Here is a 17,791-nt window from a genome sequence, read left to right on the forward strand (position 1 = left end):
GACATTCCTCCTCCGCCACCGTGGTCACCGTCCGCCGCCGCACCCCGGCGGCTCCTGCCACGCCCACGGAGGCCCGCTCCATGCGACCCGATCTCGCCACCCTCCCGCCGCGCTACCTGCGCACCAAGGAAGCCGCCGAGTTTCTCAGCCTGTCGGCCCGCACGCTGGAAAAGCACCGCACCTATGGCACCGGCCCCGCCTATCGCAAGCTGGGCGGACGCGTCGTCTATTCCATCGACGACCTGCAGGCATGGACCGAACGCGGCGCGGTCACCTCGACCTCCGATCCGCGTGGCACCGTGCTGCCGGCGAAGCGCCACGCGCTTGCCGCCGGTTCGTTCGCCGGCCGCGCCGCGCGCTGAACGCACCACCCATGGCGGCGCGGCATCACAGCCTCTCGGAGCGCGGACAGCTGGATCTGTTCCGCGCCCTGCCGGGAGACTTCGCACTACGCGATGCGCAGGATCTCATGGCCTATCCCTTCTTCTCCCTCTCCAAGACGCCGCGCGTCGCGCCGATCGATTTCCGGACCGGCAGCATCGCCATCCGGGTCGAGGCCGTGCCCGACCACGGCATGGCGACCATCTGGGACGCCGATATTCTCATCTGGGCCGCCAGCCAGATCGTCGAGGCTCGCGACGCGGGGCTGCGCACCTCGCGCCTGATGGCGGCGACTCCCTATGAGATACTCACGTTCGTCGGGCGCGGTACTTCCTTGCGCGACTATCAGCGCCTCAAGGCAGCGCTCGACCGTCTCCAATCCACGACGGTCTCGACCACCATCCGCCAGCCGGCAGAGGGACGCCGGCAACGCTTCTCCTGGATCAATGAATGGCAGGAGCGCACCGACCGCAACGGCCGGCCCGACGGCGTCGACCTCATCCTGCCGGACTGGTTCTACCGCGCCGTGCTCGATGACGCGCTCGTGCTCACCATCGACCGGGCCTATTTCGGGCTGACGGGTGGGCTCGAGCGATGGCTATACCGCCTGGTGCGCAAGCATGGCGGGCGGCAACAGGACGGGTGGCGGTTTGATTTCCGGCACCTGCACCAGAAGTCGGGCAGTCTGTCGCCGTTCAAGCGCTTCGCCTTCGAGCTCAGGGATCTGATCCGGCGCCAGCCGCTTCCCGGCTACATGCTGTTCGTTGAGGTGGAGGTCAGCGGCCGGCTGCTGCTGGCCTTCGAGCCAGCCGCGCCCTGTGGACAGCCTGTGGATAGCCTCGTGCTATCGGGAACCCGGACTATCGTGCCATCGGGAACCGGTGCCTCGTGCTATCAGGAACCCAAACAGGCCTTAACTCCCTGTTCTGCATCAGGAAATCGCTCCCTTAACTTAGAGTCTAACCCAGAATCTAACTTTCAGAGGCGCGCGAGCGCTTTTGCGAGCGCCGCGGATCAGCACCGGCAGGGTGCAAAGTGGGTTGGAAAAACGGCGCCTGACAGGCCCTCGCAGACGCCCCCTCGATCGAGGGGGCATCGATGATCATCGCGTTCCTCAACCAGAAAGGCGGGGTCGGCAAGACCACCCTAGCGCTGCATCTCGCCGGGCAATGGGCCCGGCAGGGACAGCGGATCACACTGATCGACGCCGACCCTCAGGGCTCCAGCCTCGACTGGTCGCAGCAACGCAGCCGCGAGGGCCTGCCACGGCTGTTCGGTGTCGTCGGGCTCGCCCGCGATACGCTGCACCGGGAGGCCCCCGAGCTCGCGCGTGACGCGGATCACATCGTCATCGATGGACCCCCCCGCGTCGCCGGGCTGATGCGCTCGGCCTTGCTTGCTGCCGATCTGGTGCTGATCCCGGTTCAGCCCTCGCCCTTTGATGGATGGGCCTCGGCCGAGATGCTGGCGCTGATCCGCGAGGCGCGGTTCTACCGCCCGGAAATGTTGGTCCGGTTCATCCTGAACCGCTGCGGCGCCCGCACCGTTCTCGCGCGCGAGACAGCGCAGACGCTGGCCGACCACGATCCGCCAGTGCTCGCCAGCACCATCGGTCAGCGCATCGCCTTTGCGGCGGCCGCGCAATCCGGACGTCTCGTCTTCGAGCGAGACGATGCCGGGCCGGCCAAGCGCGAGATCGCCGCGCTGAGCGCCGAGATCAATGGTCTCGACCTCGGGAGGTCGTCGGGATGAGCGAACGCCCGATCCACCGCGACTTCGCCTCCCGACCTGCCGATCCCGAGCACTGGATCAAGGCGGCAGATGGCTCGTCCGAACGCCGTCCCGGCGCCGCGTTCACCGCGCGGCTTACCATCGATGTGACGCCCGACCTGCGCGGGCGGATCAAGGTCGCCGCCTTCCGGCGCGGCGTCACCGTCGCCGAGATGCTGCGCGACCTCCTCGCGCGCGAATTCCCTCCCCAATCTGGAGACTAGCCATGAGCGCGGCGTTTGCGCCCCGTGCGGCAAGCACGGCATTCGCACCTGTTCCCCCGTCCGATGCCATGACCCATGTCGAGCTGACCCATATCGAGAAGCGCATCGAGAACTGGATCCGCTTCGGCCATCACGCGCATGAGCAGCTATTGGATCGCCGCCGGCGCATCCTGTCTTTCCCTCCCGGCTGCATCTTCGCGTTTGTCCGATGGGCGTCGAACGACTTCGGCACCGTGGCCTCCCGCCTCGACATCGTGCGCTGCGTGGCGCCAGGCGAGAGCTACCAGACGCTGCCCTTCGTGCGGCCCGGTGGCGAGATCCTGCTGCGGGTGGATGGCTGGCCGAAGGTCGAGAAAATCCTGCAGCACATCGACGCCATTGAGGCGATCGGCATCGATCCGGCCACTGTCGCCCCCGATCATTGGGGCCATGTCGCGCACCGCACCAGCGTCGGCTTCGAGCCGCGCGCCTACACGATTGAGCGCCATCAGGCGTGGCTGAAGCGGCGGGAGTGCGGACAATGAGCCGCGCCGCCTATGTGCTGATAACGACCGTCGCCAGCGTCGGTGTGGCCGTCGCCGCCACGCTGCCGACGCCGCTCAAGCTGATCTGGAATGTCTCGGCGAGCGTTCCTGTCGGGATCTACTCGGTCGAGCCAGCGGATCATCTCGAGATCACCGATTTGGTGGCGGTGATGCCGCCGCCGCCGCTCGCCGCGTTCCTCATCGCACGTGGCTATATCGGCGAAGGCACACCGCTGCTGAAGCGTGTGATGGGGCTCCCGGGGCAGGATGTCTGCCGTCTCGGTGAGGCGATTACGGTCGATGGCGTGCCGCTGGGCGAAGCGCTGCCGCGCGATCGCTTGGGCCGGGATCTGCCGGTCTGGCAGGGCTGCCGGCGTATCGCTGCCGGTCATCTGTTCCTGATGAACCCGGACGTCGGCGACAGTCTCGACGGACGGTATTTCGGACCGATTTCCGGCGGCACCGTCATCGGGCGGGCAATGCCGCTGTTCACGGATGAAGCCGGCGACGGCGACTTCATCTGGCGCGCGGCTGTACGCTGACATGCATCGCGCTGCGCTCTTCCTCGCATCCGGACTGCTGATCGGCGGTGCGTCGCCTGGCTCTGCCAGCGCGCAACCTATGGCACCAACTGCAGCGTATTCGGTAACGTCCTACGCTGCCTTTATCGACGAGGCTGCGCAGCGCTTCGAGCTTCCGGCCCGCTGGATCCGTGCGGTCCTGCGGGCCGAAAGCGGAGGCGATCCGCGCGCTGTCTCTCCCGCCGGTGCCATGGGGCTGATGCAGATCGTGCCCGTGACCTGGGATGAGCTTCGCATCCATCACGGTCTCGGCGCCGATCCGCTCGACCCGCGCGACAACATCCTCGCCGGCGCCGCTTATCTGCGCCAGCTCCATGACCGCTATGGCAGCATCCGCGCCATGCTCGCGGCCTACAATGCCGGGCCGGCGCGCTATGAGGCGTCGCTTGCCGGCAAGCCGCTGCCGCCAGAGACGCGCACTTACATCGCGGCTCTCGCGCCGATCATCGACAAGGAGTCTGCAGCCGGCGCCACCGGACCGGTGCAGCCAATGGCGCAAAGCTGGCGCCACGCGCCGCTGTTCGCCACGCCGCCCGCGCGCAGCAATCCAGTCGATTCCGGGTTCCTCGCGCCGCGATCGGACGCGCTGTTCGTTGCACCTTTGCCATCGCGGAGGGCGCCATGAGCAGGCGGGGCCGCTTTCGCATGCTGTCGGGCTCTGGCGTTCCGTGGCGAGCAAGACGGCGCAGGACAGGAACCACGACCGCACGAGGGCAGGATAAAAGAGCGCACATTGCGCGACGGTCGGGATGTTGGTTCTGCCTGCGTTTGCCCGGGGCTTCGGCACCTTGCGGAGCCAAGCCACACATTTCACGCGCCACGCAAATGGCTGAAAATCAAAAAATTTCTACACATTGCGAGGCTTCGCCATGAGCGATGAACGCGAGTTCCGCGTCCGTCCCGGCCGCATCCGCTCGACCCGCGCCCAGCAGGCCCGCCCCTTCGTCGCCCAGGCGCTCGCTGCGGCCCGGAAGGCCGGCGGTGGGGTCTCTCGCTCCGGCAAGATCGCCGCCGGCAACCGCTCGCGTTTCGGAAGCGGACAGGTCGCCAGCCTTCAGGCCAGCCGCCGGATCACGCCGCTCTCGCGCGGCGCCGTGGTGAAGGCCCGCGTCGTCCGACACACGGCCCGCGCGGGCTCCCTCAGTCAGCACCTCACCTATCTTCGCCGCGAGGGCGTCACTCGCGACGGGGAGAAGGCGCGGATGTTCGGTCCCGAGAGCGACAGCGTGGATGTCGACGCCTTCACCGAGCGCTGCCGCGATGACCGTCACCATTTCCGCTTCATCGTCTCGCCTGACGACGCGTTGGAGATGGAGGACCTGCGGGTCTTCACCCGTGACCTCACCCGGCAGATGGAGAAGGACCACGGCACCGGGCTCGACTGGGTCGCCGTCGATCACTGGAACACCGAGCATCCCCATGTGCATCTGATCGTCCGGGGTCGCCGCGACGATGGCCAGGACCTCGTGATCTCCCGCGACTACATCAGCGAGGGCATGCGCGATCGCGCCCGCGACCTGATCACCCAGGAACTCGGCCCGCGCACCGAGCTCGATATCCGCCGGAGTTTGGAACGCCAGATCGAGGCTGAACGCTGGACCATCCTCGACCGCCAGCTTGTCCGCGAGACCCGAGAGAGCGGCATCATCGACATGGCGCCGGTTCTCGGCCGGCAGCCGGACTACCACCATGCGTTGAAGATCGGGCGTCTGAGAAGGCTCGAAGCGCTCGGCCTCGCCACTGAGATCGGCAACGCGCAGTGGGTGATTGAGCCGGAAGCGGAAGCCACTCTGCGCGGGCTGGGGGAGCGCGGCGACATTATCAAGCGCATGCACCGCGCCCTGACCGAACGCGGTATTGAGCGCGGCACGGCCAGCTACGTCCTTGCCGCCGAGAGCCTCGACGTGCCGGTGATCGGCCGGCTGGTCGCGCGCGGCCTCGATGATGAGCTCCACGGCTCTGCCTATGCCATCGTCGATGGCGTGGACGGGCGCTCCCATCACATCCGGCTGCCAGATCTCGATGCCGCCGGTGACGGCGCGGCCGGCTCCATCGTCGAACTTAGGACGTTCGACGATGCCCACGGCAAGCGGCGTGTCGCGCTCGCCGTGCGCTCCGATCTGGATATCGCCCATCAGGTGACCGCTACCGGCGCCACCTGGCTCGACCGGCAGGCCATTGCGCGTGACCCCGTTGCTCTTTCGGACGGCGGCTTCGGCGCGGAGGTGAGCCAGGCACTCGACCGACGCGCCGAGCATCTCGTCCGCGAGGGTCTCGCCGAGCGGCAGGGACGGCGCGTCGTCTTCGCCCGCAACCTCATCGACACGCTCCGCCGCCGGGAACTGGACGCCGTAGGCGAAAAGCTCGCCGCCGAGACCGGCTTGGCGTTCAACAAGGCCAGCACCGGCGAGTATGTCGCCGGCACCTATTGCCAGCGCTTGGTGCTCGCGTCCGGTCGCTTCGCCATGGTCGATGACGGGCTCGGCTTCCAGCTCGTGGCCTGGTCGCCCTCTCTGGAGCGCGAGCTCGGCAAGCATGTCTCCGGCGTCGCCCGTGACGATGGTGGCGTCGACTGGAGCTTCGGTCGCAAGCGCGGCCTCGGCCTCTGACCCGAGAAAAGGACCACCATGTCGGCGACGAAAATCCTCTGGGGGCAGATCTTCACCGTCCTGCTCATCGTGCTGGCGGCTATCTCGGGCGCCACACAATATGTGGCCTGGAGCCTCGGCTATCAGGCGCAGCTCGGCGCGCCGTGGTTCGCGCTTCTCGGGCTGCCGATCTACTACCCGCCGGCCTTCTTCTGGTGGTGGTATTTTTTCGATGCCTATGCGCCGGAGGTGTTTTTCCGGGGGGCGCTGATCGCCGCCTCCGGCGGCTTCCTCTCCATCGCGGTCGCCATAGCCCTGTCGGTCTCGCGGGCGCGGGAGGCCTCCAGAGTCGAGACCTATGGTTCAGCGCGCTGGGCCGAAAGGGAGGAAGTCCGGTCTGCCGGGCTCCTCGGCACGGATGGCGTCGTGCTCGGCCGGTATGAACGGGACTATCTGCGTCATGATGGGCCCGAGCATGTGCTGTGCTTCGCGCCAACCAGGTCCGGCAAGGGCGTCGGCTTGGTCGTGCCCTCGCTGCTGACCTGGCCGGGATCGGCCATCGTCCACGATATCAAGGGCGAGAACTGGCAACTCACCGCCGGCTTCCGGGCCCGACATGGCCGCGTGCTGCTGTTCGACCCGACCAACGCCAAGTCCGCCGCCTACAACCCTCTGCTTGAGGTGCGCCACGGCGAATGGGAAGTGCGTGACGTCCAGAATATCGCCGACATCCTGGTAGATCCCGAAGGCTCCCTGGAAAAGCGAAACCACTGGGAGAAGACCAGCCACGCGCTGCTGGTCGGCGCCATCCTCCACGTGCTCTATGCCGAGACGGACAAGACGCTCGCCGGCGTCGCGGCCTTCCTCTCCGATCCGAAGCGGCCGATCGAGACGACGCTCGACGCCATGATGAAGACCGGGCATCTCGGCGAGGCTGGCCCGCATCCCGTCATCGCCAGCGCCGCCCGTGAGTTGCTGAACAAATCCGACAATGAGCGCTCGGGCGTGCTCTCCACCGCCATGTCCTTCCTCGGCCTGTACCGCGATCCGGTGATCGCCGAGGTGACGCGGCGCTGCGACTGGCGCATCGCCGATATCGTCGGCGGCAAGCAACCGTCGACGCTCTACCTCGTGGTGCCGCCCTCCGACATCAACCGCACCAAGCCGCTGATCCGCCTGCTCCTCAACCAGATCGGTCGGCGCCTCACGGAAGACCTGCAGGCGAAGGGTGGGCGCCATCGTCTGCTGCTCATGCTCGACGAGTTCCCCGCGCTCGGCCGGCTCGACTTCTTTGAATCGGCGCTCGCCTTCATGGCCGGCTATGGCCTGAAAGCCTTCCTCATCGCCCAGTCTCTGAACCAGATCGAGAAGGCCTATGGGCCGAACAACTCGATCCTCGACAATTGCCATGTCCGCGTGAGCTTCGCCACGAACGACGAGCGCACCGCCAAGCGCGTCTCCGATGCGCTCGGCACCGCCACCGAGATGAAGGCGATGAAGAACTATGCCGGCCACCGTCTCTCGCCTTGGCTCGGTCATCTCATGGTGTCGCGATCGGAAACTGCCCGTCCGCTGCTCACCCCTGGCGAGGTCATGCAACTGCTGCCCACGGACGAGATCGTCATGGTCGCCGGCACCCCGCCGATCCGGGCGAAGAAGGCCCGCTACTATGAGGATACACGCTTCCGGGACCGGGTCCTGCCGCCGCCAACGCCCTCTCGTGGTTCGACCGTCCGGCACGATGATTGGACCACGCTGCCGTTGCCAAGGCCACAGGAGGCAACGGGCGGGAGCCTCGCCGTCGACGGTCGCGACGATGACCCGACCGGCTCCGAGCACCGGCATCAGCCCGAGCTCAGCCGCGTGAAACCGCTCGAGAAAAGCCAACCCATCGAGAATGAGTTCGAGTTCGACACGGATCGCGACGACGAGATGGAGGACGTCGCCACCCGGAACCGGCGCATGACTGGCCTGATGCAAGGCGTGGCTCGACAGGTCAGCCTCGATCCCAATGACGGCATGGAGCTCTGATCGCCATGGCAGGTCGCACGAAGAAGGCGCAAATTTCCGTCTATCTCGAGCCCGACATCATGGAGCTACTCGCGCACTACGCCGCCCAGCGCGACCAGTCCATGTCCCTGATCGCCCAGGCCGCGATCGCCTCCTTCCTGTCGCCCGACAGCTCCGAGCGCCAGGAGGCCGCTCTTGCCCGGCGCCTCGGCCAGATCGATCGCCGCCTCGCGCGGCTGGAGCGGGATCTCGGCATCTCGACCGAGGCCTTCGCCACCTTCATCCGCTTCTGGCTCGCCACCACCCCCGCGCTGCCCGAACCCGCCGCCCAGGCCACGCGGGCCAAGCTCTCCGAGCGCTATGCAGCCTACACCCGCGCGCTTGGCCGGCGCCTCGCCAAGGGGCCGCAGCTGCGGCAGGAGATCGGGGAGGATGTTGGTGGATCGGAGAAAGACGGGGGCGGCCGGAGTTGAAGTTTGGCCGGCACTGGCGACGTCCACTTTGAGGCAGTCATGCGGAATCAGCCCGCGCTCTTGAAGCCTGATCGGGGATGTTCATGCGGTCGTTCTAAAATGACGCAGCCTGAATGTCCTCGGCGCTCGCCCAATGTTCCGCCATTCCTCGACCGAGAGCGATCATTTGCTCTTCACTCTGCCCCTGGAAGGGGGGGCAGACCCAACTCCTTAAGAAAAGCGTTGTGCTTCGCCGTCGACGCCCGGATTTGGTTCTCGATATCCACCAACTCGATTTGCGTAGCTGCCAGATCGATCTCCTCCTCACCGACAGCGGTGCTGATGTAGCGAGAGATGTTTAAATTATAGCCCTCCTCAGCAATTCTCTCCATGCTGACGCGCTTGGAATAGCGGTCCTCTTCCTTTCGGAACTGGTAGGCCTCGAGGATCTTGGCGATATGCTCGTCCGTGAGCTGGTTCTGGCGCTTGCCTTTCGCAAAGTGCTCTGCCGCGTTTATAAAGAGCACATCATCCGATTTCTTACATTTCTTGAGCACAAGGATGCAGACTGGGATCCCGGTCGAGTAGAACAAGTTGGCGGGCAAGCCGATGACCGTGTCGATATGACCGTCGTTCAGCAGCTTGGTGCGGATGCGTTCTTCGGCACCACCCCGGAACAGGGCGCCGTGGGGCAGGATGATGGCCATCACGCCGTCATCCTTCAGATAGTGAAGTCCGTGTAGGAGGAAGGCGAAGTCGGCGGCCGACTTGGGCGCCAGCCCGTAGTTCTTGAACCGCACATCGTCGCCCATCGCCTCCGTCGGTTCCCAGCGCAAGCTGAAGGGCGGGTTGGCTACGATGGCCTCGAAGGAGGGCTTCTTGGCGGGATTCAACTCGCGTAGGATGTCCCAGTCATTGGTCAGCGTGTCACCGTGATAAATCTCGAATTCTGTGTCTTTGACGCCGTGCAGCAGCATGTTCATGCGCGCGAGGTTATAGGTGGTGATGTTCTTTTCCTGCCCGTAAATTCTGCCGATGCCGTGCGGTCCCATGCGCTTGCGCACGTTCAGCAGCAGCGAACCAGAGCCGCACGCGAAATCAAACACGCTGGCGAGCCGTTCTCTCTTTCCGGTTGCGGGCTCCTGGCTGTCGAGCGTCACGATCGCTGACAGGATGTCTGACACCTGCTGCGGGGTATAGAATTCGCCGGCCTTCTTGCCGGAGCCGGCGGCGAATTGGCCGATCAGATACTCGTAGGCGTCGCCCAACGCATCCACATCGGATGAGAAGTCGGCTAGCCCTTCAGCGATCTTGGTGATGATGGTACAGAGTTTGGCGTTGCGATCTGCATAGGACCGGCCGAGCTTGTCAGAGCCGAGATTTATTTCCGAGAAAAGGCCACCAAACGTGCTCTGAAACGACTCGTTCTCGATGTATTTGAAGCCCGCCTGCAGAGTGTTCAAGAGTTCGTCGTTCCGGGTACGCGCCATATGGGCGATGCTGGTCCAGAGGTGTTCCGGCTTGATGATGTAGTGCGCCTTGAGGCGCATCTGCTTCTCAAAAGCCGCAACATCATCGGGGTTCTGCGCATACCAGACCGATAGGGGCGAACGCCCGCCATTGCCAATCGCGTTGGGATCGGGGTAGTCGCGCCCCAGCTCCTTCTTCGCGGCCACCTCGTAATTGTCGGAGAGGTAGCGCAGGAAGAGGAAAGACAGCATGTAGTCGCGGAAATCGTCCGCGTTCATTGCGCCGCGCAGCTGGTCAGCAATGTTCCAGAGCGTTTTGCCCAGCTGCTTTTGGATTTGGTCGTTCATTGTGCAGGTGCTTCCTCGGGGGCGGGCGCAGGCGCTGGTGTTGCGGGAAGAATTCCCGGTAGGGCGAACTCAAACCGCGTGATGAATTCGCGCAGAATGCGACGGAAAAGCTCCTTGTTGTCCTCGCCCATTTCCGTGGGTTCGTGGATGGCATACGCGCCGTGGCTGAGCAGGTTCAGGGCACGGTTGAACAGCGCCAAGTCATCCTCACTGAGCTTCTTAAGGCAAAAAGCAATGCTCCGATGCCCGAAGAAGGACGCCGTTTTCTCCATGACACTGCGCAGGGCGTTGAAATGGAAGGTGTAGAGCTTTCCCTTGGCGGGATCGGCGGCATGCTGCAATTCCGCCAAAGTGGCGACGTGGTGGAAGAAGGGGGTGTCGTCGGTGGCCTGAAGCGTGTAGGCACCGTCTCCGTCCGGGCGGTGCAGGAAATAGCGCTTGTGGGTGATCCTTGGCTCGCCGTCGATTCGCCTGCCGAACTCGTTGCACATCACGTTGAAAAACAAGGAGTGATGCGAAGAAAAGATCACTTTGATCGGCGCAGGCACACCCGCACCATCTTTCCGCGTCGTCGCCCGACGAAGGAGTTTCGCCAGATCGCAGGCGACGGAGATCGCGTTGTTGTCATCGAGCGATGAGATCGGATCGTCGATATAGAGGTACTTCTTTCCCTGATAGGATTCATGACCGTCGAGCATGCGCTCACAGATCGCCATGAAAACGCACCAGATGAAGATGTTCTGCTCGCCGCGCGACACCTTGATGTTGGTCTCGTCGCCCTTTCGGAAACTCACGTAGTCCGGCTTGGAGACAGTCCCGTTTTCTGCGGGAAGCTCCTTGTAGGTGAAGTCAAATTCAAAGTCGGCATAGCGAAAGAGGTACTGGGCAATTGTTTCGTCCAGCGCGAGTTCGGTCATCGCGTTGAAGAAGGACGACTTGTCGTTCAGTTGCAGGCGGCGCACGCTGTCGCCTTCGAGGTCGTTTTCCCAGACGAACAGATCCTCGGTGAAGGCGTTGAAATAGAGCGTGTCGGGGGTGCCGGTGGGGTTCTTCGTCTTATGCTTGCGCTTGCCTGCGTCCTTGAACTCCATCGACAGGCGCGTCTTGCCGGTGCGGTTATAGGCAAAAATCAATAGCAGCGAGACCGGCTTCGTGGGGTTGTTGAGATCGTCACGAAGCCGGGCCACCAGCGACCTCAAGTTATTGTATTTACTCATACTTCGGCCTCCCCAATGGATGGGAAGAGCAGCTGCATCAGCCCCTTCTTGTGGGTCTTGAGGGTGTCGAGCCTTCGGCTCTCGGCGGCGATGAGGTCGTCGAGGGAGGTGAGGCAGTCTGCGATGCGCTGTTGTTCGCGGGGCGATGGCAGTAGCATCTCAACTTTAACAAGGTCCGACTTCTTTACGTGGACGAACGAAGCTTTGAACCCATGCGTCCTTCTTGCAATTTCTTCTTCAACCTTCGCAAGAACCAGTAACGCGAACTGTAATGTGACCTGCTGATCATCCATCAGCACCTTGAAAATATGCTGATTCAAGACGCCAGACGGGCCATTCCAAATACGAGCACCGAAAGACGAACCCAGCGTTCCAGACCAAGCAAATAGTAAATCTCCTGGTTCGACGCGGTTTCGTTCTGGCACTGGCTCTTGGGAGTAATTGAACTCAGCGGACGGGTCGTTCAGATTCTGGATGCGGATGATTGGAGTCCCGCTCGTTTGCCAATCCTCGGGCTTGAAGGCGCATCCGTTAATGAGGCTAAACATCTCTTCAATTGTCCGAACTTCCCACTCCCCCGCCTCGCGAAACTCGGGGAAGCGGAGGCGCGGTTGGGTTTCGCCTTCCTGGGGGAAAAGCTGCTGCATCAGGCCCTTCTTGTGGGCCTTCAGCGCGTCCACCTTCCGCCCCTGCGCCGCGATCAGCGCGTCTGCAGAAGCCAAACAGTCGGCGATCTTTTGTTGCTCGAGGAGGGTCGGCGTTGCGATCTCTATTCCAAAGAATGTGTTTTTGCTGATGTTTAGCAAGCCGTTGCTTCGCGCGCCGCTCGTGATGTGCTTCTTGAGCTGGTTTCCGTGCTGATTCTGCTCAAAGCAGTACTGAAAGAAACCGTTCGAGTAGCCGGCTTTGAGGCGGAAGGCGATGAACACGTTAGGCGCAGCCACCTGACCCCAGCCTTGCAAGAGGTAAATGCACCCTTGGGGAAATTTTAGCGAATTGCCTTTGTTGAAGACAAAATCACCGTCTCGAACCAGAGTATAAAGCTGATACTGATTGCCAGAGATATCGCGCCCAAATTTCTCGGCCTGTGGGACGAAACCAATGCCAGCCGAAATGCTTACCGGGGTGAGCTTTTTTTCGCCAACACGTTCATCAACCGGAACAGATGCCCTTCGTAGGCTCACCGAATTCCATGCTGGAGCATCCTGAAACTCGGGGAAGCGCCGCTTCGGTACCAAGGCAGACCCACCGCTCGTCGCGGCAGACGATTTCATTTTACTGCTCATAAGCGCTGAGCCCCGAGATTTCACGGCCGCCGGCGCGCTTGAGGAGCAGCGGCATAAGGTCGGTCATCAAGTCCAGTTCCTTTACCCGACGGGCTTTCCAGTTCAGGCCGAGGGGTTCCATCAGGTCGGTCAGCGCCTCGCCATCAAAGATCATCCGTTGCAGGATGCCATCGACGAAGCCATGAAGCGCCTCGGAGGCAAGGTCGTGCTTGCCCGCGATGCCCGCCAGCTCCGCCGCGTTCTTCTCTGCCTTGAATCGGCTATAGCCCTCGCGGATGGCCTTCTCACTCAGACCCTCACCCGCCTTCAGCGTGGCGATATAGGCGGCGATGTCCTCGCGCTCGTCCATGAACTTGGCGTCGGACTGGATCAGGCCGATCAGCTCCTCGCGGCTCATCTTCTGCTTGCCGGGGGTCGCCTCGGAATAGCGGGCGATCAGGCCCATGATATAGTCGTAGTCGATGACGGCAGAGGCAAAGAGCACGAACTCGAAATCGATCTGGTCGGCCTCCGGGGTCGGCTTGTCCGCACCCTTACCCTGCTGAGCCCGAAGGCGCTGGGCTGTTTCCAGATAGGCACCGCGGAAACCCAGAAGGCTCTCGCGCGGCAGGACCTGTTCGATCGTGGCGGCGTTTTCCGGAGTCAAGTCGGTATACTGGTCAAGCTGGGTCTTGAGCCGCTGGACCTCCTTGAAATGCTCGATGAAGGCCGCGCGCGCCGCGTCGCCCTTGAGGTTGGGCACAGCGTCGGGGGCGCAGTCGAGGCCCTGCGATTTCATGAAGGCGTCGAGCTTCTGCACCGCGCTTTCAAGTTTCTGGATAACCACCGGGGCCTTGTCGACCAGCCAGATTTCGCGGGCCTTTTCGGCAGCCGCCTCGCCCGAGAAAAGGGCGATGGCGGTATCGACGGCCGCCTGCTGTTGGCGGAAGTCGAGGATATTCCCATAGGGCTTGGTGGCGTTCAGCACTCGGTTGGTGCGCGAGAAGGCCTGGATCAGGCCGTGATGCTTCAGATTTTTGTCGACGTAGAGGGTGTTCAGGAACTTGGAGTCGAAGCCCGTCAGCAACATGTCCACCACGATCGTGATATCGATCTTGTGGTGCGACTGGTTGGGATAAGCCTTCTTCAGATCGGCATCAGGCCACTGCTGATCTTTGATGCGCTTCTGCACGTCTTGATAATAGAGGTCGAATTCGCCGATCTTGTGGTTTGTACCGTAGTTGGCGTTGTAGTCCGCGAGGATGGCCTTCAGGGCCTCCTTCTTCTTTTCAGGTTCAACGGCGTTGTCTTCCTTTTCCTGTGGCAGATCCTCCTGAATCTGCTTCACGTCAGGATCGCCCTCGGCGGGCGGGGAGAAGACGCACGCGATGTTCAGAGGCCGGAAGCTCGGATCGGCGGCGTGCTTCTCGGCCTGCATGGCCTCGAACAAGGAGTGATACTCGATGGCGTCATTGATCGACGACGTGGCAAGCAAGGCGTTGAACCGCCGCTGACCCGTGGCCGCGTCGTGCCTAGTCAGGATCGCCTCGATGATCGCCCGCTTGGCTAGCGGTTCACCCGGCTTCGGCAGGGATTTGCCCTGCGGCTTGAAGTAGTCGACATGGAAGCGAAGCACGTTTCCGTCTTCGATGGCATGCGTGATCGTGTAGGTGTGAAGACGCTGCTGGAAGAGGTCTTCCGTCGTCTTCATGCTGGCCTGCGTGTCTTCGATCTTCTGGTGAGCCGCGTTCTGATCGAAGATCGGTGTTCCGGTGAAGCCAAAGAGCTGCGCACGAGGAAAGAAATCCTTGATGGCCTTGTGGTTCTCGCCGAACTGCGACCGATGGCACTCGTCGAAGATAAAGGCGATGCGCTTGTCGCGAAGGGGCTCAAGCTGCTCCTTGAAGCTTTTTTTGCCATCCCTTTTCTGCTGCTTGTTACGCTTGCTGTTTTCGTCGAGCGCAAGGCCGAGTTTCTGGATCGTGCAGACGATGACCTTGTCGGCGTAGTCGTCTGAGAGCAGGCGGCGGACAAGGGATGCAGTGTTGGTGTTTTCCTCAACGCAGCCCTCCTGGAATTTGTTGAACTCCTCCCGCGTCTGCCGATCGAGATCCTTTCGGTCCACGACGAAGAGGCACTTCTCAATGTCCGGATTGTCCTTCAAAAGCGTTGATGCCTTGAAGGAAGTCAGCGTCTTGCCGCTGCCTGTGGTGTGCCAGATGTAGCCATTGCCGCAGTCTTGCGCGATGGAGTCGACAATCGCCTTCACCGCGTAGATCTGATAGGGACGCATCATCAGGAGCTTTTGCTCACTTGCGACCAGAACCATGTAGCGGCTGATTGTCTGGCCGAGCGTGCACTTCGCGAGAAAGCCTTCGGCAAAGCTGTCGAGATGGACAATCTTCTTATTGTCTACATCCGCGAATTCATATGCCGGCAGAAAACGCTCCTCCGCATTGAAGGCGAAGTGACGAGAATTGTTGTTCGCGAAATAGAACGTTCGATCTCGATTGCTGACAATGAAGAGCTGTAGAAAACACAATATCGTTTTGGTATAGCCGTTTCCAGGGTCGTTCTTGTATTCGACAATCTGCTCCATCGCCCGACGAGGGCTAATGCCGAGGGTCTTCAGTTCAATCTGAACAACCGGCACACCGTTGATCAGCAAAATTACATCGTACCGATGATGGCTATTGTCCGTGTTGATGCGGAGCTGATTGACCACCTCAAAATAATTTTTGCACCAGTCCTTGATGTTGACGAGGGTGTAGTTGAGCGGCGTGCCGTCATCACGGGTAAAGCTGTTGCGCTCGCGAAGGGTGCGGGCAGCAGTGAAGACATCCGGCGTGACGATCTCGTCTATCAGGCGCGCGAATTCGGAGTCAGTGAGGCTGACGCGATTAAGCGCCTCGAATTTCGTACGGAAATTCTGCTCCAGAGAGGCGCGGTCGCGAATGTCCGGACGATACTCATATTTGAGATCGCGGAGCTTGTTGACCAAGGTCGCTTCTAGATCGCGCTCGGGTGTGACCATTGCCATAAATGCAACTCAGTTCTCTTCAGTGCCGGTTGGATGGGTTGCCTTGCTCTTGGTCAAATTCCTGTCCTCGCCACCCACGTCGCCGACCTTCAATCTCTCGTATTCCTCAACTGCCATCACCACCACGACTGGTCGACCATGCTTAGCGACCAACACCGGTTCAGCGCGAGCCATGTCGATCAGTCGGCCGAAGCCATACTTCGCGTCTTTCGCGCTCAGAGTTTTCATGGCGTGATTCCAAAACATGCATTCGGTAGTTTTGGCCAAATTGGCCTAAAACGCAACGGTGCCCGCTTTGTGATAAAATCGATGCCAAGCGGGTAGGGGGCGTGAAAATTGGCCGCTCTCGCTCCCACCCCACCGGAATCGGCGCCAGGAGATTATCCAACCGCGGCACTACCCGCAGCCGCCTATCAAGGATTGCCTCGACGGGTCCGGGGGGTGAGCGGGGTCAAGGCCGCGCGCCATCTCGCCCGCTTCGGCACCGTTCCCGGCTGCTCGCCTTGATACCGAATGCCCCCAAACGGGCACGCCACGTGCCGCCCGCAACTATCCGCGCGCACCCTGCAGGTTCAGCTGGTAGCGCGTATACCGGCGTTCCCCGGTTCGCGTCAGGGCGCCTTTTTCCACCAGATCGTGCAGGTCGCGCGTGGCGGTGGGGCGGGAGGTGCCGGTGATCGCGAGGTAGTTCTCCGCGCTCAGGCCGCCCGTGAAGCCGCCAGGGCCCTCACGGAAGAGACGGGCGATCACCTTTTCCTGCCGTTCGTTCAGCTTGTCGCGGAAGCGATCGTAAAAATGCGCCTTGGCGATGTGGAAAGCCACGCGGCCAAGTGTCGTCTGCTGGGCCGCGATGATCGTTTCCGCGAAATAGACCAGCCAGCCCGTGACATCGAGCGTCCGCTGATGGACCTCGAGCTGATCGTAATAGGCCTTGCGATGCTGCTCGATGGTATGGGCGAGCGCGATCAGCGTCGGCTGCCCGATGTTCTGGGCGAGGGATTTTTCCGCCAGCGTTCGCCCAATGCGACCGTTGCCGTCCTCGAAGGGATGGATGCTCTCGAAATAGAGATGTCCGATCCCGGCCCGGGTGAGTGCGGGCAAGGGCGTTTCACCGTCGGTGGCCGAGCCATTGAACCAGGTGAGATAGGCGGCCATCTCGTCCGGAACCTGCGAGGATGGCGGCGCCTCGAAATGCACGGTCGGCCGATCCTGGCGGCCGGACACGATCTGCATTGCCTCTTCATGGCGACGGTAGCCGCCGATCATCTCCAGATGCCGGCTGTCCGCCATCAGCATGCGGTGCCAGCGGAACAGCGTGTCGGCGTCGAGAGGGTCCGCCCAGCTCCGGTAGAGATCCACCATCATCTCCGCGATGCCGCGCTCTTTCGGCTTCACGTTGCGATTGTCGGTATCGAGGCCGAGCTGACGGCGCAGGGAGGATTGCACGCTGAGGCGATCCAGCGTCTCCCCTTCGATCGCGCTGGTCTTGACGGCCTCGTCACTGAGGAGTTCGATCCGCAGCAGCTCCCGCTCGTCATCGCTCACATGCCGGACCGCACCGATCACCTCGCCGGTGAGCAGCAGGAACCTCCGCTCCAGCGGTTCGAGGGCAACCGGATCATAGGCAAAATGCGGCCAGCCGTGCTGCGTCCAGTTCCACGCCATGAGCGATAGAGTCTCCCGCTATAGCTCACATAATAGCGGATGCGTGATTGATAGATAGCCATCCTATCGCTCATGGTAGAGCCGCGCCATTGCGCCCCGCAGGCTGATCGAGCGGCCCCATCCCCATTTCCTGCGCTGGCACAGGGAGCATTGCTTCAAGCCGTGAAGCGGAGGCTTCCTATGCCGCTTCCGATCACTGCAGCAGTTCCGCCGTTCGCCTGTCATTGCACGCCAGACTGCGACGCGGATCGAATCCT

At 62.4% G+C, this 17,791-nt stretch carries 16 protein-coding genes and 1 pseudogene; 11 read left to right on the plus strand and 6 right to left on the minus strand.

Annotated features, from left to right (window positions below; all coding sequences use genetic code 11):
* Positions 1 to 80: 80 nt before the first annotated feature.
* The 10 genes from K9U41_RS09125 (at position 81) to K9U41_RS09170 (ending at position 8,551) form a co-directional block, all read left to right on the plus strand.
* Positions 81 to 362, plus strand: coding sequence for a helix-turn-helix transcriptional regulator (locus K9U41_RS09125; protein WP_132036201.1), 282 nt, complete (start codon positions 81 to 83; stop codon positions 360 to 362).
* A gap of 11 nt (positions 363 to 373) precedes the next feature.
* A complete protein-coding gene (locus tag K9U41_RS09130) occupies positions 374 to 1,483 on the plus strand; it encodes a replication initiator protein A (protein ID WP_282640531.1) in 1,110 nt (369 codons plus the stop codon).
* Complete coding sequence (gene parA, locus K9U41_RS09135) at positions 1,480 to 2,133, plus strand: ParA family partition ATPase (protein ID WP_282640532.1); 654 nt, start codon at positions 1,480 to 1,482, stop codon at positions 2,131 to 2,133. Before K9U41_RS09130 ends, parA begins: the two co-directional genes overlap by 4 nt.
* A complete protein-coding gene (locus tag K9U41_RS09140) occupies positions 2,130 to 2,375 on the plus strand; it encodes a ribbon-helix-helix protein (protein WP_282640533.1) in 246 nt (81 codons plus the stop codon). The genes parA and K9U41_RS09140 overlap by 4 nt, the downstream gene beginning before the upstream one ends.
* 2 nt (positions 2,376 to 2,377) lie before the next feature.
* A complete protein-coding gene (locus K9U41_RS09145) occupies positions 2,378 to 2,899 on the plus strand; it encodes a DUF2840 domain-containing protein (RefSeq protein WP_282640534.1) in 522 nt (173 codons plus the stop codon).
* Positions 2,896 to 3,441: a S26 family signal peptidase gene (locus tag K9U41_RS09150; protein WP_282640535.1), complete on the plus strand. Its 546-nt coding sequence runs from the start codon at positions 2,896 to 2,898 to the stop codon at positions 3,439 to 3,441. Before K9U41_RS09145 ends, K9U41_RS09150 begins: the two co-directional genes overlap by 4 nt.
* Positions 3,395 to 4,105 (plus strand): lytic transglycosylase domain-containing protein, encoded by a 711-nt coding sequence (locus K9U41_RS09155; RefSeq protein ID WP_349237841.1) that lies wholly within the window; start codon positions 3,395 to 3,397, stop codon positions 4,103 to 4,105. Before K9U41_RS09150 ends, K9U41_RS09155 begins: the two co-directional genes overlap by 47 nt.
* A 244-nt stretch (positions 4,106 to 4,349) precedes the next feature.
* Positions 4,350 to 6,089 carry a relaxase/mobilization nuclease domain-containing protein gene (locus tag K9U41_RS09160; RefSeq protein WP_282640561.1) on the plus strand — a complete coding sequence of 580 codons (1,740 nt, stop codon included), beginning with the start codon at positions 4,350 to 4,352 and terminating at the stop codon, positions 6,087 to 6,089.
* Between the two features lie 18 nt (positions 6,090 to 6,107).
* Positions 6,108 to 8,099, plus strand: a complete 1,992-nt coding sequence (locus tag K9U41_RS09165; protein WP_282640536.1) for a conjugal transfer protein TraG — start codon at positions 6,108 to 6,110, stop codon at positions 8,097 to 8,099.
* A gap of 5 nt (positions 8,100 to 8,104) precedes the next feature.
* The gene (locus K9U41_RS09170) at positions 8,105 to 8,551 is read left to right on the plus strand and encodes a CopG family transcriptional regulator (RefSeq protein ID WP_282640537.1); all 447 of its coding nucleotides are present in this window, start codon (positions 8,105 to 8,107) and stop codon (positions 8,549 to 8,551) included.
* Between the two features lie 173 nt (positions 8,552 to 8,724).
* On the opposite strand, the gene K9U41_RS09175 is transcribed toward K9U41_RS09170, so the two are convergent.
* The 6 genes from K9U41_RS09175 to K9U41_RS09200 form a co-directional block, all read right to left on the minus strand.
* The gene (locus K9U41_RS09175; RefSeq protein ID WP_282640538.1) at positions 8,725 to 10,347 is read right to left on the minus strand and encodes a type I restriction-modification system subunit M; all 1,623 of its coding nucleotides are present in this window, start codon (positions 10,345 to 10,347) and stop codon (positions 8,725 to 8,727) included.
* Positions 10,344 to 11,564: an AAA family ATPase gene (locus K9U41_RS09180; protein ID WP_282640539.1), complete on the minus strand. Its 1,221-nt coding sequence runs from the start codon at positions 11,562 to 11,564 to the stop codon at positions 10,344 to 10,346. Before K9U41_RS09180 ends, K9U41_RS09175 begins: the two co-directional genes overlap by 4 nt.
* On the minus strand, positions 11,561 to 12,838 hold the full coding sequence (locus tag K9U41_RS09185; protein ID WP_282640540.1) for a restriction endonuclease subunit S: 1,278 nt from the start codon (positions 12,836 to 12,838) through the stop codon (positions 11,561 to 11,563). The genes K9U41_RS09180 and K9U41_RS09185 overlap by 4 nt, the downstream gene beginning before the upstream one ends.
* Position 12,839: 1 nt before the next feature.
* The gene (locus K9U41_RS09190) at positions 12,840 to 15,869 is read right to left on the minus strand and encodes a type I restriction endonuclease subunit R (RefSeq protein WP_282640541.1); all 3,030 of its coding nucleotides are present in this window, start codon (positions 15,867 to 15,869) and stop codon (positions 12,840 to 12,842) included.
* Between the two features lie 9 nt (positions 15,870 to 15,878).
* The gene (locus K9U41_RS09195) at positions 15,879 to 16,097 is read right to left on the minus strand and encodes a type II toxin-antitoxin system Phd/YefM family antitoxin (RefSeq protein WP_282640542.1); all 219 of its coding nucleotides are present in this window, start codon (positions 16,095 to 16,097) and stop codon (positions 15,879 to 15,881) included.
* Between the two features lie 321 nt (positions 16,098 to 16,418).
* The gene (locus K9U41_RS09200) at positions 16,419 to 17,534 is read right to left on the minus strand and encodes a Fic family protein (RefSeq protein ID WP_282640543.1); all 1,116 of its coding nucleotides are present in this window, start codon (positions 17,532 to 17,534) and stop codon (positions 16,419 to 16,421) included.
* A gap of 82 nt (positions 17,535 to 17,616) precedes the next feature.
* Between K9U41_RS09200 and K9U41_RS09205 the strand changes: the two are divergent.
* A pseudogene (locus K9U41_RS09205) lies at positions 17,617 to 17,700 on the plus strand (HNH endonuclease); the annotation flags it as partial.
* Between the last annotated feature and the right edge of the window lie 91 nt (positions 17,701 to 17,791).

This window comes from Xanthobacter autotrophicus (assembly GCF_029991245.1).
Classification (GTDB): domain Bacteria; phylum Pseudomonadota; class Alphaproteobacteria; order Rhizobiales; family Xanthobacteraceae; genus Xanthobacter; species Xanthobacter autotrophicus_C.